Consider the following 18376-nt stretch of genomic DNA (forward strand, 5'->3'; position numbering starts at 1 on the left):
GGACACAATGCAGGGTTCTGTAACAGAATTTCTTAAGCCGCGTCTTGTTGACATTGAACAGATCAATACGACACACGCGAAAGTAACTCTTGAGCCATTAGAGCGCGGTTTCGGCCATACTCTAGGTAATGCTCTTCGCCGCATTCTTCTATCTTCTATGCCGGGTTGTGCCGTAACAGAAGTTGAAATCGAAGGTGTGCTACACGAATACAGCACTAAAGAAGGCGTTCAGGAAGATATCCTGGAAATCCTTCTAAACCTTAAAGGTTTAGCTGTACGCGTTGCTGAAGGCAAAGATGAAGTGTTTATTACACTGAACAAATCAGGCTCAGGCCCTGTTGTTGCAGGTGACATCACCCACGATGGTGATGTAGAGATCGCTAACCCTGAGCACGTAATTTGTCACCTAACGGATGACAACGCTGAGATCGCTATGCGTATCAAAGTAGAACGTGGTCGTGGTTACGTTCCAGCTTCAGCTCGTATCCATACTGAAGAAGATGAGCGTCCAATCGGTCGTCTACTTGTTGACGCTACTTACAGCCCGGTCGATAAAATCGCCTATGCTGTTGAAGCGGCACGTGTAGAACAACGTACTGACTTAGACAAGCTTGTTATCGATATGGAAACGAACGGTACTCTAGAACCTGAGGAAGCAATCCGTCGTGCAGCTACTATTTTAGCTGAACAACTGGATGCGTTCGTAGATCTTCGTGATGTACGTGTACCTGAGGAGAAGGAAGAGAAGCCAGAATTCGATCCTATCCTACTACGTCCTGTAGACGATCTTGAACTAACAGTTCGCTCTGCTAACTGTTTGAAAGCAGAAGCGATTCACTACATCGGTGATCTTGTACAGCGCACTGAGGTTGAGCTACTTAAAACGCCAAACCTTGGTAAGAAATCTCTTACAGAGATTAAAGATGTGCTTGCTTCACGTGGTCTTTCTCTAGGCATGCGCCTAGAAAACTGGCCACCAGCGTCAATCGCTGAAGATTAATCGAAAAGTTAGAAGGATTAGGTCATGCGCCATCGTAAAAGTGGTCGTCAACTCAACCGCAACAGCAGTCATCGCAAAGCGATGTTCAGCAACATGGCTAGCTCTCTTGTTCGTCACGAAGTTATTAAAACTACCGTGCCTAAAGCAAAAGAACTACGTCGCGTAATTGAGCCATTGATTACCCTAGCTAAGACAGACAGTGTTGCTAACCGTCGTCTTGCATTTGCTCGCACTCGTGATAACGAAGTTGTGGCAAAACTATTTAATGAACTAGGCCCGCGTTTCGCGGCTCGCCAAGGTGGTTACACTCGCATTCTTAAATGTGGTTTCCGTACTGGTGATAAAGCTCCAATGGCTTACATTGAGCTTGTAGACCGCCCAGCTGCTGAAGAAGCTGCTGAGTAATCTATACTAGATTCTTAATACAAAAGCCGAGCATTAGCTCGGCTTTTTTGTATCTGTAGAATTAGGAGACCGACATAAGAATTGCACCACGATATTTGGCACTTTTCTTTACCTTCTCTGCTCCATTTCTCAATAATATCTCGTATCTCGTATCTCGTATCTCGTATCTCTTTTGTTCAGCGCACAAAAAAGAGCACCGAAGCGCCCTTTAAGTATTTTAAATCAATTATTAATCACTGGTTATTACAACCAAATAGCTTCGAGTGAATCAACGAGACCGCTTGTTGCGCCTTGTGACTCTAGCCCTTGAATAATGATTGGTGCAAACGCCGCAACCATTGATGAATCCATACCTAATCCTGAAAATGCATTTTCAACAGATGTTTTTGAGTCCAATACTGACGTTAAACCGGTAGAATCAAGCGTCGACATTCCAGGGAAAAGCATTTCGAGCTCTTGGTTGTCAAAGTTATCAAGGGTATTTTGGGCAAGAGCTAGCATGGAGCCTACTCCACCTATAGCTTGCTCATTTGTTACAGATGCTTTGTCACTTAGGGAATTAGCAAGGGTGCTCGTAAATGGTGTTGCTTCATTTTTTTGAGACCACATGTCTACAGCGGCCATAAGGGCTGTTTGTGATAGTTGGGAATAGTTAATATCAGAAGTTGGGCTAACTTGTTCTGACTCGCTAGTACTAGCGCAAGATACCACAGCAAGGCTGCTTAAAACGGTGATGAGTACTTTCTTCATTATTCGTCCTTAAGTAATAAAGTAATTTACTCTTTCACTATAAACGAAAAACGGCGATGTAGTCACATCGCCGTTGAGCTAATTCAGTCTAATTTACCTATAGTTTTTTGTTTTACTAAAGGTTTTTATAGAAATTAAAGAATTGCTAGAAGTTCTACTTCGAATACTAGAGCAGCAAATGGTGGGATTGCAGCACCTGCGCCACGCTCACCGTATGCTAGATCTTGAGGGATGTATAGCTTCCACTTAGAGCCAACAGGCATCATTTGTAGAGCTTGTACCCAACCTTGAATTACGCCAGTTACTGGGAATTCAGCAGGTTGACCGCGAGATACAGAGCTATCGAAAACTGTACCGTCAGTTAGTTCGCCGTGGTAGTGAACGCGCACTTGCTTGTCTGCAGTTGGGATTTCGCCAGTACCTTCAGTTAGTACTTCGTACTGAAGACCAGACTCAAGAACTGTAACTTCTGAACGAAGAGCGTTGTCAGCTAGGAAAGCTTCGCCGTCAGCAGCAGCAGCTTTAGCTAGTTCTTGACGTGCAGCTTCACCACGAGTGTGTAGCTCTTGTAGTGCGTTGTTGATTTCGTCAACTTCGATAGCTGGCATGTCGCCAACTAGAGCTGTTGCGATACCAGCAGCGATTGCATCAACGTTTAGGCCTTCAAGACCAGAACCAGCAAGTTGTTGGCCCATTTGTAGACCGATACCGTAGCTAGCTTTTTGCTCTACAGTTTCAAATTTTACTTCAGACATGAAAAGTCACTCTTTTTGTCAGTACTAAAAGGGTAAGAATACCAGTATTAGCAGCCTGAATAAACGGCTAGCCTCTGATCACTTACGCTTTACCGTGTCCAAATCACAGCTATGTCAATTTTCTTGCTTTGCTCTCTGTTGTCGCGGAAAGATCTATACTGTTGGTACTTTGGTTTTTATACTGTAGTTATTCAATGTATAGGACGCAGTGGCATGAATCGTCGTCAAAAGAAAAAACAGAAAGTAGACCACTTAGCAGAGTTCAAGGACCGACTGAATCAGGTCAAAGAGAAACTAAGCTCGATCGATCTAAAGAAAATGAAAACCTCAACAGTGCAAACTTGGGGATCATTGCCGAAATTACACCAGAAATTATTGATGGTGATTTCGCCGATCATATTAATCTTATTGTTTGCACCGCTACCAGAGCCTAAAGTAGACAACGCACCAGCAACATCTCGTGTTGAGCTTGAGATAAATACTGTTGGCTTAAGCGAGCAGAAAAATGCTAAAAGTAATTCTTCTGAGCCAACCAGTTGGCAAGAGTATCTTGTTAAGCAAGGGGATACGTTAGCGCAGGTTTTTCGAAATAACGACTTACCGTTGTCTGACTTGAACGCGCTAGTGCGTATTGAAGGGGCAGACAAACCACTTAGTCAGATTCGTAAAGGCCAGCTAGTTCGATTCAAACTCGCCGAGACCGGGAAACTAGACATTCTTCAGCTAGAAAAAGGCAACACTTCGGTGATGTTTTTCCGATTGTCAGACGGTGGCTTTGGCCGTAGTAAGTAGCTCAATTCTGAGCCTGCGTTTAAGCGTTTTGTCAGATACAGATAGTCGATAGAAAAGAGCTAATGATTAGCTCTTTTTTTTGGTCGCTTGAAAGGTGCAAGCGGTAAGATGATGAGCATAATTCCGATAAAGGTTAACGTATCTGGAATCTCATCAAACCATATCGCGCCTATTATGGCGACAAACACTAAGCCTGAGTATTCAGCCAAGGCAATTTGACTAGAGTGTGCTTTTTGGTAGGCAGCGACCGCAAGTCCGTTGTAGCTTAAGATTAGCGTCGCACTTAATGCTATGTATCCCAAATGCTCCACAGACACCGGCTGCCAGTATAAGAAGCACAGTACTAATGAGGCTGGAATAGAGCATAAGGTTGTCCACCACAGCGTAGTGACCACCGTTTGCTCACTAGGAAGCTTTCTTACCAATACATTGAATAGTGCGAGGGTGAGTGCTGTACCCAAAGCAAACAGTGCTGCCCAATGAAATTGTGATGGCCTCAAGACAATCAATGCACCAATAAAACCGATAGTGGTGGCGATAACCTTGACAAGTGCCGGTTGCTCTTTCAGTAGAAACATAGAGAGAGGTAACATCAACAGGGGCGCGACGTAAAATACTGCGTTGGCGGTAGCCAAAGAAAGGTGGGTGATCGCGACGACCATACATCCGCTGCCGATTAGGATCAGTTGTCCTCGAATAAAGGTCACTTTAGCTTGTTGTAAGCGTCGTTGTTCTTTTTTCTGTTGTAGCCACAAAGGGGTGATGATGAGCAGAGATATCAACTGTCGGAAAAAAATATACTGAAGAGGCGGTACTTCGCCATTCAACAGTTTTACCGCTACGTCGGAAAGCGAGGCAAACAAGTTACCTGCAACCAACAATAGAATACCGACAGTGATATTCGTCATTACTTTTCAAATCTCATGTCTACATGCGGAATATCGTCTTCCAGATACATCTCAGAGATAGTTTCGAACCCGTGATTCGCATAGAAGTTTTCTAGGTGTTGTTGCGCGCCAATATCGATGGTCTTGCTCGGCCAAAGAGTCTCACAGCGTGTTAACGCTTCTTTGATCAATTGATGACCCAAGCCATCACCTCTTGCTGATTGCTTGGTCGCTACTCGGCCGATGCTGGTATTGTCGTAAGAAGTACCTGGTGGTAACAAACGGGCACACGCCACTAGCTCTGCATCAGCATAGCCAAGCAAGTGTTCAACACCTGCGAGTGTATCTTTACCATCGAGCTCTGGATAAGGGCAATTTTGCTCAACGACGAACACATCTACTCGTAATTTAAGTAGTTGATAAAGCTGTTGTGTTGAAAGTTCAGAGAAGGGAATTGAGTGCCAAGTGATCATGTTTACATCCAGAGGTTATCGATGCTCTGAATGTACTATGTGCGATGATGGTTGGCATTAACTATTGTTAATTCGACCTTTAATTCTGCTCAGACTGATCGCGGTTATTCCTAGGTAAGCGGCAATTTGATTGTCGTTCAAGCGCTGTTCAAGGTCGGGATAATGTTCGCAGAAAAGCTGATAGCGTTGCTCGGGAGTATAGAGCAGCATAAAGCGTTCTTTGTTTTCCTTATGCATCAGCTGAGTTTCTAATAACTTTAAATACAAAGGGTTGTTTGATGCGCGCCACTCGATAACCGCATTCATTGGTAGTTCTAACATAGTAATTGGTGTAAGCGTTTCTAATAGGTAAGGGGACGCTTGGTTTTTTATCAAACTCTCAAAGCCGATGATCCAATCTTGTTCCCAGTAGAACTCTTTGCTGTATTGCTTACCGTCATTAGTGAGATAACAAGCGTGGCACAAGCCTTCAAGTACAAAGTAGATTGAACTCGCCATTTCACCTTGATTGATCAGGATGTGTCTGGTTGGTAGCTCAAGCGGTTTCGCGACAGCTAATAGAGATTCAATCTGACTTTCAGAGAAGTCGAAGCTTTGTAGTTGTTCGATAAAAGAGGTGTGCATGTAAATAACCTAACCCAAATAAGTGTCGAAATCATCGCACTTATTTGAGTATAGGTACAGAGCGGGCTAAATCAGCGTCGAGCGTGCTGTTCTAGATAATCTTGAGCGAGCTCTCTGCCCATGTATTTACCTAGAGTTTTCAATGGTACTTTCTTAAGGTTAACCACAATCAAGCCATCCAGAGCATCATTAAATGATGGGTCGACGTTAAAGCACACCAACTTACCGTCCATCCCTAGATACTGGCGCAGTAGTACTGGGAGGCCTTTTCCTTGCTCCATACGTGCTAACACTTTAGAGAGCAGAGGAACACTCGCCAGTGACGATAAGAGGTGATTCTGCCAGAACACATGATTACTGGTATTGAGTGGTGAAGACGGAGAAACTAGATTCGCCTTTTCCTCATCATAATGGTGAATTGATAAGGTGGTCGCGATCAACAGGCGAGCATTGTGGCTGTAATCATTACTGATACTGACTGGGCCGAATAGGTGAGTGTATTGAGGATGACGATACACGAAGGCCGCGATGCCTTTCCACAATAGTAACAGTGAGTTAAGGCTCTTTTGATAAGGTTTGCTCACCACAGAACGCCCAAGTTCAATACTATTATCAAGGGTATCAATGAACTCTTGATTGTAGTTAAACAGACTTCGAGAGTAGAGTTGATCAAGCCCGTGCTCAGCGATCAACTTGTCGACCATACCAAGTCGGTACGCCCCAACCAGTTCAGCCTTAGCTTTGTTCCACACAAACAGTTGATGGTAGTAAAGGTCATACTCATCTAAATCACAGGCAAGCCCGCTGCCTTCGCCAACCTCTCGAAAGCTCTCTTCTCTGACTCGACCAATCTCACGCATTAAATTGGGGATCGACTGGCTCGGTGTGCAATACACCTCAAAATCGCCCTGTTCAAGTAATCTCATTTCTTGAGGAAGTGACGCGACTTCTATAGAGAGTGCTTCTGATGGAATAGGAGCAATAACCTGAGTGTCAAAAGAGGGTGCATGGATTGGCGTGCTAGGGCTATCTTGTTGACTCATCAGATAGGTATTGAGCCGCAGATAGTTGACGATATCCATCTCTTGTTCAAACGATTTGATCTCTGAATATGGGATCGAAGAGCCGATAGAGATAGAGATGGTAGTCGCTCGTTTATTAAGAAGTTCACGTCCAAGTAAAGCAGTTCGTAACAGCGGATGAACTCGTCCGGCTTGGTAGAAAAGCTCGCTGTTTTTACCATTGATAAAGATAGGAACCGTAGTGGCTTGATGACGCTTAACAAACTTGGCAACTGATTTGCTCCATTCGATGTCTGTCAGTGTTTTTGCCCCTTTACGGTAACTCGATACTTCGCCAGCAGGGAACACAATCAAGAGTCCACCGTCTGCTAAATGACGATTGGCATCTCGAATAGCTTTAGCATTGGTGCGTTTCGATTCTTTACTGTTAAAGACATCGACCCCAATGAAAAGATCATCCAGTTCAGGCAGTCGCTTGAGCAACTCATTGGCCAACACCTTCACATCCTTTCTTACCGATCCTACGAGATCAGCAAGGATCACGCCTTCAATCGCACCAAGTGGGTGGTTAGCCACAATGACTACTGGCCCTTGTTCGGGAATATTATCAGTGGCGCCTGCTGAAACGGAATAGTCGATATTCAATGCTGACAAGGTGTGATGCATGAATTCAAAGCTAGATAACTCATCAGGTCTATCTTGATAGAGCTTATCTAGCTTAGATAGCCCAGTTGCCCACTCGACAACAGACTCACCTAAACCAAAAGGCGTGTAACGTGGTAAACGAAAAGGACTATCAATCATAATGAAGCTACCTTATTGACTAAAGTTGTTTAGGAAACCGTCTTGATTCTTGAAATCTTTTACACTTAAAAATGCACCGCAAAGCCATACTAGGCATGCCATGCCAAACAGTAATCCGCCGTCATAACCGACAATTTCACCCGCTGCGTTAAACTCAGGCATTTGAATACCGAGCGGCGTAAACAGATGGAAAAATATCGCGCCACTCATAATCCCCACACTCATGATGGCACCCAGACCATGCCAACGAGTAAACAGCAAAATGGCCGCAATCAATTCAGCGAACCCAATCAAGTAGCCGCCAAATGAACCGAACCAACTTAAGCCAGACCATGTCGCCAAGGTGCCAAAGATATGCTCAGTCTCGTATGAGCCTGTGAACTTAAAAAACAGCGACTGAACAAATACGAAAGCGATAAATGCCGCAGGAATATGTTTAGCTGGAGTGAATGTCATGGTTATTCCCTTATTTGATCAGTTGCGGCCAAACGGTGTCGGCTTTTTGAATATGCTGTGCTCGGTCTTGTTCCCAACGCTGTTTAATCTCTTGGTCGTAGTTGAGGTAAAGCTTGTTATCAACAATTGTCCATTGGTTTGGGTCACCGGGTGCAAAGTCACTTTTTGCTGAAACAGCCCAAGCGCAATAACCCCCATATTGAGGGGCATATTTTTCAGGATTATTAACAAATAAAGTCAGATTCTTTTCAGAAGAGAAATACCAGTCCGCGCCTTTGTACTCGGTGCTGAATTTTTTACTGCCTTCAATGGGCTTACCTGAAGTGAAATAAGCCACAGTATCGTAGCCATCGAGCGCCTTACTGCTAAAGAACCCTGTGTAGATTTCATCGGCGGCAAATACGTATGGGCTAACAAGTAGCATGACCATGGTTAATAGTTTTCTCATGATGGACTCCTATAGATTGATTACGGGTGATAAATCGAAGGTAAAGCGCTGTTGATTTATCTGGCATGGTTTAATGGGTTCACAAGGCGAGCCGGGTGCGTAAAACATAGAGGCTTGGCCGTGTAGATTGCGTAAGTGTGTAAAGCTCACGGTGTGCGCGTCTTCACGATGCATACAGGTCGCTAAATGAGGCTGTTCGCTATGATGGTGAGAGTGAAATTGAAGTAAGTTCTGCTGATTCTTACCTGTTGTCATAAGCTGATCGTATTTTGCTTGTCGGTAGGCTTGCACTCGCTCTAAATCAACACCGGATGAGAAGAGTGGAGAATCGGTGTCGACGATGTGCTGTTGAATACCATCCCACATGTAGGCGATAACCAAACCATTGTTCTGAGTTAAATTCGGCGCGAAAGCCAACAAGGTAAATGGAGCAAAAGAGTGCAGGTCGAGCTGATGAAATGCTTCAGAGAGCTGACTGATGTTACGACTCGATGATAGATTCTTGAGTAACAAACCACGGCTAACTAAAGGTCCAACAGGTACTATGCCTTGATAGTTATTGAGTAGGCATAGCGAAAGCCCGAACTCATTGATACTGATCCAGCTACCACCGCCAGTTGGGTCGAGTGGCATGATGATATCGACGCCGTTAACTCGATACTGTTTAGGCGGCATTGCTAGTGCTCGCGTCTTTTGTTCGTCACGGTTAAAAAAGACCTGATAACCATTTTCTTCAAGCAGCCAAGATACTGAACACATGATTATTGCTCCCTCAGATAGCTGCTGGTGGTTGGGGCATAACCAAAGGTATTGCATGTTTCGACATCAAGAAAGGTCGTGATCACCTTGATCATCGCATAGTGATGATTGGCATGCAGCGCAGCAAAGGTAACCTCTCTTTCTAGCGTAGAAGGTAGGCTGGCGAACACTTGTGTATCCATTGAAACTTCGGTTTGGATCATGATAGGCGCTTCGAGATCTCTGCGGTCTAATCGTTCAAGCCAGTTGATCACGTAATGGATCTCTTTCAACGCAATCGACCTGTCGAACTCCACGGGGTGACCACGACGACGAGTGTTGTAATCAACGGTCGCATTCTCTTTTAAAATCAGAGCGTGAAAAAGATCGAGCGTGTGACGGGTATGCTCACCAATAGAACTTGTGACGTGCGGCTTTGCTCGTGTCAGATAGTCGCTGTCAGATATCGTTAACAAAAACTCTAAACCCTGATTCAATATCTCTACCGCTCCCTTGATACTAGGAGAGAAAGAAGTGAGGGCGCTCGGTTGGGCTATGGGGTTCATTCATGATCCTCGTACAAAGTTAATCGGTGGTCGGATATTGTTGAACAAGACGTCGCTCTTCTTGCCACGCAGCGAATAAGCTCTTGAAAGAGGGAGTCTTATGGCCTCGTTGTTTTTGCTGAGCGCCAATATCAAAAAGAATACGGTATTGCAGAAGTAGCGTAGCAAATATCTCTCGCAGCGGTGTATTGCGATCCCAGATATGCCCAGCCTCACTGCTTGCGCCATTGACCTCAAGGATCGTGAAATCCTCGCCGTTCATTAGGCTGTGCATGTCTTTAAACTTGACGTCGAGTCGGCCAAAATGAAAACCATCGAAGTCATCGAATATCTCGTCTAAACGTTCAGTTAAAGCCTGAGTAATGTATTGATTGCCATCGCGGAAGATGCAGCCACGGCTATGGCTACCTGCGAACGCGAGTTGGAACTCTTCGCCCTCTGCGAGCACTTGATCCAATTTATCTTGATGTCTTGGCAGATAGAGGTGACTGAGCTGCCCAGCACGCGGGCTATTTTCAATTAACTGTTTGAGTGTCGACTTGCCATCACCCATCACCATTGGCGCATATTTGAGTGTGATCGAGATGATCTCGCCTTGCTTTTTGTTTGGGTAACGAACATAGAAAACGCCAGCTTCTGCCTGATAAGGCGCCTTTTCTTGCAGTAGAAAGCGAGCATTATTTGGGAAAGATTCAACATATTGCTCAAGTTGATCTTGTGTGTTGATCAGCTTGACGCCTACGCCTCGACAGCCAAGATCTGGTTTAGCGACAATCGGGAAATCAAGATCGGATTGTATTAGTGCGCTGCGTGCATCTTCAGCTTGTTTCTTACCGCTGAGATCCGTTTTGGTGAGGGTGATAAACGGAGAGATCCAACGCTGACTTGAAGATCCGGCAAGGCTTAATATCTCGTGTTTTGATTCGCCTACCATTCCGCTTAACTTGATGCTTGGGTTGGCAATGAGCGGCAGTGCCCAGTCAAAGTGCCGTAACCCTTGCATCAGGCTTTGAATCACCACTGGCGTGTAGAAGAACCAAGTTGGAAGAAACTCATAAGGAGAGACGCTGCGCACGGTATCTTTTTCAAGCAAAGGCATGCCTGCATTGATTTGATGTGCGGGAATGATGCGAATATCTTGCGGTGAACTCATGATAATCCTCTAGAGTAGGTTCTATTCATTAATCGATTGCCGATAAACAGCAAAGCGATGGCACACGGGATGATGATCCATTGATATTCAGAGGCTTGCAGCCACGCTGATGTCCCTAAATAGTAGATGGCAGAGAAGACAATGCCAGTCCAGAGCGCAGTGGCACTAATCACGGCAAACAAGAAAGTAGGCAGTGGGATTGCGAAAAAGCCACTTAAGGTAAAGCCGACGGTACGAAGCCCGGGAATAAAGCGGATAACAAAAAGGCTGCTGAATGCGTTCTGACGTAATTTGGTACGAAGCGAACGAAAGTACTTATTAGTGAGGGCTTTATATCGAACACCTCGGAAGTAACGTCCTGATTTACCCAGGTAATAAAGACCGAGATCACCCGTGGCAATACCGATGAAAATAGCAAGCAGCGCATATTGAGGAAGTATTAGACCTTGAGTCGCGATACCTGCCGCCGTAACAATCGCAAGATCTTCAAGCAGATAAGAAAGCGCGATGATGCCAAGCATCAGCCATAGCAGCGACTCCTCCCCTGAATGTAACCATGCTTGAATGCTCTCGACGGTGCTCATCAAATGTCCTTATCTATCCTATAGATGAATGGCTTAACCACCATTCATTGAGTGTAGTAAATTAAATAGACAGGAGGAGCAGATAAAAACTTACAGCTGATTAGTGTTTTTTTGTGTTGGATTTATTCAATTGGTGGTTTGAGTCGTGCTGTTTGACTGCTGTTTGACTGCTGTTTGACTGCTGTTTGAAGCTAAAGGCGTGGCATTTGGAAGCGGGTTGAGCGAGAGTTTGTCGTTCGACAAATTAGAGCTTTGGACTGAACATTTATAAGAAAAGAAAAAGGCTGAGTCGTTAAACTCAGCCTTTCATAACGTTAACTATAGATTACTTAAGCAACCTATTTAGTTAGGTCAATCTGGTAAACAGCAAAACCAACATCGTCAGTCGCAACACGTTTCATCGGGTATTGACCCTTCTCTTTAATGAACTCTGCTGCTTTGTCGCTTGGAGATGTTTCAAAGCGGATATCTAGCTTGTTATCTGTTTTGATTGGCGCAAATGACCAATTGTTATCCGCGCTTGGGCTCACTTGACCTTGCTCTTTGCTTACGCGAGAGATGTAGTTTGCAAGAACAGTACGGTTCTCATCTGGTGCATCAAATGCGATGAAGTCTTCACCTGTACCTGGGAACTTAGCGCTGTATGCTCGGTAGTTGTTGGTTGCGATCAGGAAGTCTTGCTTCATGTCGATTGGCTTACCTTGGTAAGTTAGGCCAACAATACGCTGTGAGTCAGGGTTAACGACTTTACAGTTTGCATCGTATTTAGCAGGTTGAGTTACGTCGATTTGGTAATCAACACCGTCGATAACATCGAAGTTGTAAGTACGGAAGTTATCCCACTCAATCAACTGTTGTGGTGCTGTGGAGTTAACATCCACTTGGTTGAACTGACCTGCAGAACACTCAAGCCACTCTTTTACTTCGTGACCTGTTACCTTCATCGCAACTAGCGTGTTCGGGTAAAGGTACAAGTCAGCTGCGTTACGGAATGTCAGTTGGCCAGATTCAACCTCAGTGAAGTTCGCTGGGTCATTCTTACGGCCACCGGCCTTGAATGGTGCAGCCGCGGAAAGTACTGGCGTACCATCTAGGTCAGGGTCACCTTGGATGAACTGTTCAACGTAATCTTTCTGTGCAAGGTTAACGATTTGAACTGTTGGATCGTCTTGTACTAGAGACAAGAAGCTGTACATCACATCGTCTGCTTTACCAATCGGTTGGTTAACAAACTCACGAGTACCAGCGTGGTCTTTTTCTAGTGCTGTTACGATGCCTTCATCAGCTGCAGCAAGAGATTTCTTCTCTATTTTGTCGTAGATAGGGCGTGCTTCTGATTGGCCTTTAACGACTTCCCACTTACCGTCTTTTTGTGCAAGTGTTAGATCCATAACACCAACGTGGCTACCCCAACGACCTGGCATTACTGCCGCAACGCCGTTCATTGTGCCAGTTTCGTTGTCGATGCCTTGAATGTCATCAAAACCTTTACCTGGGAAAACTGCGTGAGAGTGGCCGAATGCGATCGCATCGATGCCGTCTACTTCAGATAGGTAGAACGTTGAGTTCTCTTCGCCATTTTTGTATGGGTCAGTTGATACGCCTGAGTGAGGGATAGCAACGATAACTTCAGCGCCTTCCGCTTTCATTTGAGGCACTAACTCGTTAGCCGTCTCAATGATATCGCGAGCGATCACTTTACCTTCAAGGTTCTTCTTATCCCACGTCATGATTTGTGGTGGAACGAAACCGATGTAACCCACTTTTACTTCGTGCTCTACGCCAGCAGTATCTTCGAACGTGTGCGTCTTGATGATATAAGGCGTGAAGTAGTGTTCTTTGGTTTCTGCGTCGTAAACGTTAGCACTGATGTACGGGAAATCAGCGTCGTTGATAGATTCTTCTAGGAACTCAAGACCGTAGTTGAATTCGTGGTTACCTAGGTTTGCAGCGTCGTAGCTTAGTTGGTTCATTGCTTTATATGCAGGGTGAACTTCGCCTGCTTCGATGCCTTTGTCTGCCATGTAGTCACCCATTGGGCTACCTTGCAGCAAGTCACCGTTATCAACTAATACGCTGTTGGTTACTTCGCTTTGAGCTTCTTTTACTAGAGTTGCAGTACGTGCTAAGCCAATTTTTTTCGATGGCTTGTCTTTGTAGTAGTCGTAATCCATTAGGTTGGTATGGATATCCGTCGTTTCTACGACACGTAATTTAATCACTTCATCGGTATCTGGTGTTGTTGTGCAGCCTGCTAAAGTCAAACCAAGACCCGCAAGTACAGCCAATGACAAAGGTTTCATTGCAACTTTCATTTTGTAGCTCCAAAGTGGATAGTAGAAAATTCGTTGCGTAATGTAACAAAACCGAATGAAACAATGATTACAACGAATGTTAATTCGTGACTTAGATCGATTACTTTATGGTGTTCTGCAAGACGCCTCCCAAAGCTGCTCAATCGATGCGCAACTGATATCGATAATATTAGTCCATTCATTTCACCTGCTTATCGGTAAATTCAATCCCTTATCAGCTTTTCGAATAAAAAATGAAATTTTAGAATTTCCAGTAATATGAGAGGCTCGTCATAATGCCTATATCAAGGACGTATCAGGCAGATGAATAGCAAGGATAGCTCAAAACGAAGCTTCTGTTTTCTTCTAGTGCCAATACTCCCATTCACTCAAGTGGATGAGTTAAATCCCTTGCTTGGCAAGACCAAGTAATGAATTGCTCGTAACGCGAGCCTTAAAGGAAGCACTGAAATGGACCAAGAACGTTTAACCCACCTAAAACAGCTCGAAGCGGAAAGTATTCATATTATCCGTGAAGTAGCGGCTGAGTTTGATAACCCAGTGATGATGTACTCCATCGGTAAAGATTCTTCTGTGATGCTTCATTTAGCTCGCAAAGCGTTTTATCCAGGCAAGATTCCATTCCCACTATTGCATGTAGATACGGATTGGAAATTCCGCGAGATGATTGAGTTTCGTGATCGTACGGCTAAAAAGTACGGCTTTGACCTTTTAGTACATAAGAACCCAGAAGGTATTGAGATGGGGTGTAGCCCATTCGTACATGGCTCTTCTAAGCATACAGACATCATGAAAACTCAAGGCCTTAAGCAGGCGTTAAATAAGTACGGGTTCGATGCCGCTTTTGGTGGTGCGCGTCGTGATGAAGAAAAATCTCGAGCAAAAGAGCGTGTTTATTCTTTCCGCGATAAGAACCATACATGGGATCCAAAAAACCAGCGTCCAGAGCTTTGGCACACCTACAACGGTCAGGTTAATAAGGGCGAAAGCATTCGTGTTTTCCCGCTATCTAACTGGACTGAGCTCGATATCTGGCAATACATCTACCTAGAGAGTATCGATATTGTTCCACTTTACCTTTCAGACAAACGTCCTGTGGTTGAGCGTGATGGCATGCTGATCATGGTTGATGATGACCGTATGGAACTGCAAGAAGGTGAAGTGATTGAAGAAAAAAGCGTTCGTTTCCGTACTTTGGGCTGTTACCCACTAACCGGAGCCGTTGAATCTGAGGCGAATACGCTAACAGGTATTATTGAAGAGATGCTGGTGGCGACGTCCAGTGAGCGTCAAGGTCGAGCGATTGACCATGATCAGTCGGGCTCTATGGAGCTGAAAAAGCGCCAAGGTTATTTCTAAGAATCTAAGGAAAGAAAAATGAATAGTGCAGTAGAAGCCGAATTGGCTGAACTAGGGATTGAAGGTTATCTAAGTCAGCATCAGCATAAATCTATGCTTAGATTTTTAACTTGTGGCTCGGTAGACGACGGTAAAAGTACGTTAATCGGTCGCTTGCTCCATGATACAAAGCAGATTTATGAAGATCAGCTAGCAGCGGTTCACTCTGATAGCCAACGAGTGGGTACCACAGGTGAGAAACCTGATTTAGCACTGCTTGTTGATGGCTTGCAGGCTGAGCGTGAGCAAGGGATTACGATCGATGTGGCTTATCGTTACTTCTCGACTCAAAAGCGTAAATTCATTATTGCTGATACCCCAGGGCATGAGCAGTACACGCGCAACATGGCAACAGGCGCTTCAACGTGTGATCTAGCGGTGATCTTGATTGATGCTCGTAAGGGCGTTCTGGATCAAACACGTCGTCACTCGTTTATTTCTAACCTGCTTGGTTTGAAGCACTTCATCGTCGCAGTCAACAAAATGGATCTCGTCGAGTACTCGCAAGATCGTTTTGAAGAGATTCGCGATCAGTACCTAGAGTTTGCTGAAAACCTAGAGGGCGAAACTAATATTCAGATCCTGCCAGTTTCCGCACTTGAAGGTATTAACGTTGCTGCGCCAAGCAAAGAGCTTGCATGGTTCGAAGGTCCGTCTCTATTAGAAGTGTTAGAGAACGTCGACATTGACCAAAAACGCTCTGCGGGCGAATTCCGTTTCCCTGTGCAGTATGTCAATCGTCCTAACTTAGATTTCCGTGGCTTTGCTGGCACCGTGGCTTCTGGTCGTGTCAGCGTGGGTGATGAAATCAAGGCGTTGCCTTCAGGTAAAACTTCTAAGGTGGCAAGCATTGTGACCTTTGATGGTGAACTTGAATCAGCACAAGCGGGTTTGGCGGTAACACTGACTCTTGAAGATGAAATTGATATCAGTCGTGGTGATTTGATTGTGCTGGAAAACGCGCAAATTGAATCTACTAACCATGTATTGGCTGACATCGTGTGGATGACAGAACAACCACTGCAACCGGGTAAAGCTTACGACATCAAGATCGCAGGCAAGAAAACCGTCGGTCAAGTTGAAACGGTTCGTCACCAGTATGACATCAACAACCTGTCGACCCACGCTGTCGATGAGTTGCCACTGAATGGTATTGGCTTGTGTGAATGGTCACTGAACGAGACTGTCGCATTGGATAAATACCGTGAAAGTGCCGATACCGGTGGCTTCATCGTTATCGACCGTCTAACCAACGTGACGGTTGGTGCTGGTTTGATTCGAGACCGTTTGGACTCTGTTGAACAGCAAGTCGGTAACTTCTCTGCATTTGAACTTGAGTTCAACGCTCTAGTTCGTAAGCACTTCCCTCATTGGGATGCCAAAGATCTAAGCCAACTACTGAAGTCATAAACGACCAAGTAACAGCTTATTGAATCAGGCGGAAACCGATTGTTTCCGCCATAAAGGACGGGTATATGTGGCAACAAGGATTTGTATTAGCGATTTTGCTCGGCATCATTACTTGCCTGCTCGTTACCCGTATTAAGCCAAGCTTTATCTTTGCTGGCGCGGCTTTTATTGCTTTTATGGCTGGTATGATCGACTTGTCGAGCCTAGCCAATAACTTCACTAACTCCTCGTTACTGACTTTAATTCTTCTGATCCTCGCATCAAGTGCGTTGGAGAAAACTCGCTTAATCAGCTGGGTTAGCCGCAATATCTCTGAAGGTAGGCTAGGTACCGTGGTTGCGAAGTTGGGTATTTCCACAGCGCTACTTTCTTCTTTTACTAATAACACAGCGGTGGTTGTCTCTTTGATCGGTGCGATCAAACGCAATCAACAGCACGCGCCATCTAAGTTACTTATCCCTTTGTCATACGCTGCCATTTTAGGCGGAACCCTGACATTGATCGGCACTTCAACCAATTTGATCATCAATAGTTTTGTTGAAGATGCGGGATTGCCAAGCTTAAACTTTTTCACACCAACCTTGATCGGTTTAGCGGTCTTGGTGGGTGGTGTTTTGATTCTTATCCCTCTGAGTTACTTCTTACCAAGCTACGATGATGGGTCGCAGGACGATCTGCCTTACTTTCTAGAGGCGCGAGTTGAACCTGGCTCACCGTTAGTTGGCCGCAGTGTTAGCGAAAATAATCTCAGAGCTTTGAGAAAATTGTTCTTAGCCGAAGTGATTCGCGACGGTAAGACCACGGCTTCGATTGACCCTGATTTTATTCTTCAAGCTCGTGACCGGTTGCTGTTTTGTGGCGACGTTGAAAGCGTAGCGACACTACAAGAAATTCAAGGGTTGACCCTGTTTGGCCAGCATCACCTTAACGGCCAGAGCTTTGTTGAAGTGGTGGTGAGTTCGTCGGCAAGCTTCTGTAATAAAACCCTCAAAACAAGCCAGTTTAGAGACCGTTTCGATGCAGTTGTAGTTGCTATTCGTCGTGGCCATGAGCGCCTTGAAGGTGGGCTAGGGAATATCACATTGACCGCTGGTGATACCTTGATTTTGGTTCCCGGTAAACGCTTTGAAGAACAGCGCCAGCAACACAACAAAGAGTTTGTGTTGATGAATGACTTGGACTCGAGTGCCAAGCTTGATGCCGATAAATCGACGTTTGTGTTGCTCGGCTTTGCCAGTGTGATTGGGTTATCGCTCGCTGATGTAGTCCCTATTATTAAAGGGCTAGCGGGATTTTTATTATTGCTAGTGGCATTTGGTGTAGTACAACTTGGTGAGCTTCGCCGCCGCTTCCCCGTCGATATTGTCGTGATCGTTGGTTCGGCACTCTCTATTGCTCAACTGATGATTTCATCTGGGTTGTCTGAGCGAATGGGGCTGATGTTTATGGAAGCCTTTAATGGCTGGGGCGTGTTTGGAGCGCTAGTCGCGACCTATTTCATGACGTTGGTCCTGACTGAGTTGGTGACCAATAATGCGGCCGCGGCACTCTCGTTCCCAATTGGCTACAGTATGGCTGTCGGTTATGGCGTTGACCCAATGCCGTTTATTATGGCGGTTCTGTTTGGTGCCAGTGCCAGTTTTATTTCGCCATACGGCTACCAAACCAACTTACTTGTTTATAGCGTAGGTAATTACCACCTTACGGATTATCTGCGCATCGGCATCCCAATCTCGATTGTTTATTCGGGTTTGGTGCTGACCCTAATTCCTTATTTTTTCCCATTTTAATGCTGT

Annotated in this window: 19 protein-coding genes; 6 read left to right on the forward strand and 13 right to left on the reverse strand. The window is 45.1% G+C overall.

Translation table 11 applies throughout. The features are described 5' to 3' along the window. Positions 1-7 precede the first annotated feature (7 nt). Complete coding sequence (gene rpoA / locus ACED53_RS06860; protein ID WP_004729813.1) at positions 8-1000, forward strand: DNA-directed RNA polymerase subunit alpha; 993 nt, start codon at positions 8-10, stop codon at positions 998-1000. 24 nt (positions 1001-1024) lie between these two features. Further along, entirely contained in the window at positions 1025-1405 is a 381-nt protein-coding gene (gene rplQ / locus ACED53_RS06865) for a 50S ribosomal protein L17 (protein WP_004729812.1), read from the forward strand. 243 nt (positions 1406-1648) lie between these two features. Here the strand turns inward: rplQ and ACED53_RS06870 are convergent, their stop codons facing one another. Then, positions 1649-2155: a DUF2780 domain-containing protein gene (locus ACED53_RS06870; RefSeq protein ID WP_017096570.1), complete on the reverse strand. Its 507-nt coding sequence runs from the start codon at positions 2153-2155 to the stop codon at positions 1649-1651. Positions 2156-2289: 134 nt separating this feature from the next. Further along, positions 2290-2910 carry an FKBP-type peptidyl-prolyl cis-trans isomerase gene (locus tag ACED53_RS06875; RefSeq protein WP_008220519.1) on the reverse strand — a complete coding sequence of 207 codons (621 nt, stop codon included), beginning with the start codon at positions 2908-2910 and terminating at the stop codon, positions 2290-2292. A 213-nt stretch (positions 2911-3123) separates the two neighbouring features. Between ACED53_RS06875 and ACED53_RS06880 the strand changes: the two genes are divergently transcribed. Next, complete coding sequence (locus tag ACED53_RS06880) at positions 3124-3702, forward strand: LysM-like peptidoglycan-binding domain-containing protein (RefSeq protein ID WP_029225384.1); 579 nt, start codon at positions 3124-3126, stop codon at positions 3700-3702. A gap of 59 nt (positions 3703-3761) precedes the next feature. Here the strand turns inward: ACED53_RS06880 and ACED53_RS06885 are convergent, their stop codons facing one another. The 11 genes from ACED53_RS06885 to ACED53_RS06935 form a co-directional block, all read right to left on the reverse strand. Beyond that, positions 3762-4610, reverse strand: coding sequence for a DMT family transporter (locus ACED53_RS06885; RefSeq protein ID WP_102579988.1), 849 nt, complete (start codon positions 4608-4610; stop codon positions 3762-3764). Further along, positions 4610-5062, reverse strand: a complete 453-nt coding sequence (locus ACED53_RS06890) for a GNAT family N-acetyltransferase (RefSeq protein WP_004735261.1) — start codon at positions 5060-5062, stop codon at positions 4610-4612. Before ACED53_RS06890 ends, ACED53_RS06885 begins: the two co-directional genes overlap by 1 nt. 57 nt (positions 5063-5119) lie before the next feature. Beyond that, the gene (locus tag ACED53_RS06895; RefSeq protein WP_004735262.1) at positions 5120-5686 is read right to left on the reverse strand and encodes a Crp/Fnr family transcriptional regulator; all 567 of its coding nucleotides are present in this window, start codon (positions 5684-5686) and stop codon (positions 5120-5122) included. A 71-nt stretch (positions 5687-5757) separates the two neighbouring features. Next, positions 5758-7512 carry a lysophospholipid acyltransferase family protein gene (locus ACED53_RS06900; protein WP_017100015.1) on the reverse strand — a complete coding sequence of 585 codons (1755 nt, stop codon included), beginning with the start codon at positions 7510-7512 and terminating at the stop codon, positions 5758-5760. A gap of 12 nt (positions 7513-7524) precedes the next feature. Beyond that, a complete protein-coding gene (locus ACED53_RS06905) occupies positions 7525-7968 on the reverse strand; it encodes a hypothetical protein (protein WP_004735264.1) in 444 nt (147 codons plus the stop codon). A gap of 10 nt (positions 7969-7978) precedes the next feature. Beyond that, on the reverse strand, positions 7979-8416 hold the full coding sequence (locus tag ACED53_RS06910) for a YHS domain-containing (seleno)protein (protein ID WP_004735265.1): 438 nt from the start codon (positions 8414-8416) through the stop codon (positions 7979-7981). Positions 8417-8425: 9 nt separating this feature from the next. After that, positions 8426-9175, reverse strand: coding sequence for an NRDE family protein (locus tag ACED53_RS06915; protein WP_017078812.1), 750 nt, complete (start codon positions 9173-9175; stop codon positions 8426-8428). Positions 9176-9177: 2 nt separating this feature from the next. Further along, positions 9178-9720, reverse strand: a complete 543-nt coding sequence (locus ACED53_RS06920) for a DinB family protein (RefSeq protein WP_017100016.1) — start codon at positions 9718-9720, stop codon at positions 9178-9180. Positions 9721-9739: 19 nt separating this feature from the next. After that, positions 9740-10873, reverse strand: coding sequence for an ATP-grasp domain-containing protein (locus ACED53_RS06925; protein WP_017100017.1), 1134 nt, complete (start codon positions 10871-10873; stop codon positions 9740-9742). Further along, positions 10870-11457 (reverse strand): DedA family protein, encoded by a 588-nt coding sequence (locus ACED53_RS06930; protein WP_017100018.1) that lies wholly within the window; start codon positions 11455-11457, stop codon positions 10870-10872. The genes ACED53_RS06925 and ACED53_RS06930 overlap by 4 nt, the downstream gene beginning before the upstream one ends. 338 nt (positions 11458-11795) lie before the next feature. Beyond that, a complete protein-coding gene (locus ACED53_RS06935) occupies positions 11796-13772 on the reverse strand; it encodes a bifunctional 2',3'-cyclic-nucleotide 2'-phosphodiesterase/3'-nucleotidase (RefSeq protein WP_017069395.1) in 1977 nt (658 codons plus the stop codon). 414 nt (positions 13773-14186) lie between these two features. Between ACED53_RS06935 and cysD the strand changes: the two genes are divergently transcribed. From cysD to ACED53_RS06950, 3 genes are all read left to right on the forward strand, one after another. After that, complete coding sequence (gene cysD, locus ACED53_RS06940) at positions 14187-15131, forward strand: sulfate adenylyltransferase subunit CysD (RefSeq protein WP_226088532.1); 945 nt, start codon at positions 14187-14189, stop codon at positions 15129-15131. Between the two features lie 18 nt (positions 15132-15149). Further along, positions 15150-16580 carry a sulfate adenylyltransferase subunit CysN gene (gene cysN / locus ACED53_RS06945; RefSeq protein WP_004735272.1) on the forward strand — a complete coding sequence of 477 codons (1431 nt, stop codon included), beginning with the start codon at positions 15150-15152 and terminating at the stop codon, positions 16578-16580. A gap of 65 nt (positions 16581-16645) precedes the next feature. Next, positions 16646-18370 (forward strand): SLC13 family permease, encoded by a 1725-nt coding sequence (locus ACED53_RS06950; protein ID WP_017080873.1) that lies wholly within the window; start codon positions 16646-16648, stop codon positions 18368-18370. Positions 18371-18376 lie beyond the last annotated feature (6 nt).

The sequence above is a fragment of the Vibrio sp. 1F169 genome, assembly GCF_041439605.1.
Lineage (GTDB): Bacteria > Pseudomonadota > Gammaproteobacteria > Enterobacterales > Vibrionaceae > Vibrio > Vibrio tasmaniensis_A.

Coding starts and splice junctions, on each gene's coding strand:
- rpoA (WP_004729813.1), top strand. CDS start 8: ATGCAGGGTTCTGTAACAGAATTTCTTAAGCCGCGTCTTGTTGACATT.
- rplQ (WP_004729812.1), top strand. CDS start 1,025: ATGCGCCATCGTAAAAGTGGTCGTCAACTCAACCGCAACAGCAGTCAT.
- ACED53_RS06870 (WP_017096570.1), bottom strand. CDS start 2,155: ATGAAGAAAGTACTCATCACCGTTTTAAGCAGCCTTGCTGTGGTATCT.
- ACED53_RS06875 (WP_008220519.1), bottom strand. CDS start 2,910: ATGTCTGAAGTAAAATTTGAAACTGTAGAGCAAAAAGCTAGCTACGGT.
- ACED53_RS06880 (WP_029225384.1), top strand. CDS start 3,124: ATGAATCGTCGTCAAAAGAAAAAACAGAAAGTAGACCACTTAGCAGAG.
- ACED53_RS06885 (WP_102579988.1), bottom strand. CDS start 4,610: ATGACGAATATCACTGTCGGTATTCTATTGTTGGTTGCAGGTAACTTG.
- ACED53_RS06890 (WP_004735261.1), bottom strand. CDS start 5,062: ATGATCACTTGGCACTCAATTCCCTTCTCTGAACTTTCAACACAACAG.
- ACED53_RS06895 (WP_004735262.1), bottom strand. CDS start 5,686: ATGCACACCTCTTTTATCGAACAACTACAAAGCTTCGACTTCTCTGAA.
- ACED53_RS06900 (WP_017100015.1), bottom strand. CDS start 7,512: ATGATTGATAGTCCTTTTCGTTTACCACGTTACACGCCTTTTGGTTTA.
- ACED53_RS06905 (WP_004735264.1), bottom strand. CDS start 7,968: ATGACATTCACTCCAGCTAAACATATTCCTGCGGCATTTATCGCTTTC.
- ACED53_RS06910 (WP_004735265.1), bottom strand. CDS start 8,416: ATGAGAAAACTATTAACCATGGTCATGCTACTTGTTAGCCCATACGTA.
- ACED53_RS06915 (WP_017078812.1), bottom strand. CDS start 9,175: ATGTGTTCAGTATCTTGGCTGCTTGAAGAAAATGGTTATCAGGTCTTT.
- ACED53_RS06920 (WP_017100016.1), bottom strand. CDS start 9,720: ATGAACCCCATAGCCCAACCGAGCGCCCTCACTTCTTTCTCTCCTAGT.
- ACED53_RS06925 (WP_017100017.1), bottom strand. CDS start 10,873: ATGAGTTCACCGCAAGATATTCGCATCATTCCCGCACATCAAATCAAT.
- ACED53_RS06930 (WP_017100018.1), bottom strand. CDS start 11,457: ATGAGCACCGTCGAGAGCATTCAAGCATGGTTACATTCAGGGGAGGAG.
- ACED53_RS06935 (WP_017069395.1), bottom strand. CDS start 13,772: ATGAAAGTTGCAATGAAACCTTTGTCATTGGCTGTACTTGCGGGTCTT.
- cysN (WP_004735272.1), top strand. CDS start 15,150: ATGAATAGTGCAGTAGAAGCCGAATTGGCTGAACTAGGGATTGAAGGT.
- ACED53_RS06950 (WP_017080873.1), top strand. CDS start 16,646: ATGTGGCAACAAGGATTTGTATTAGCGATTTTGCTCGGCATCATTACT.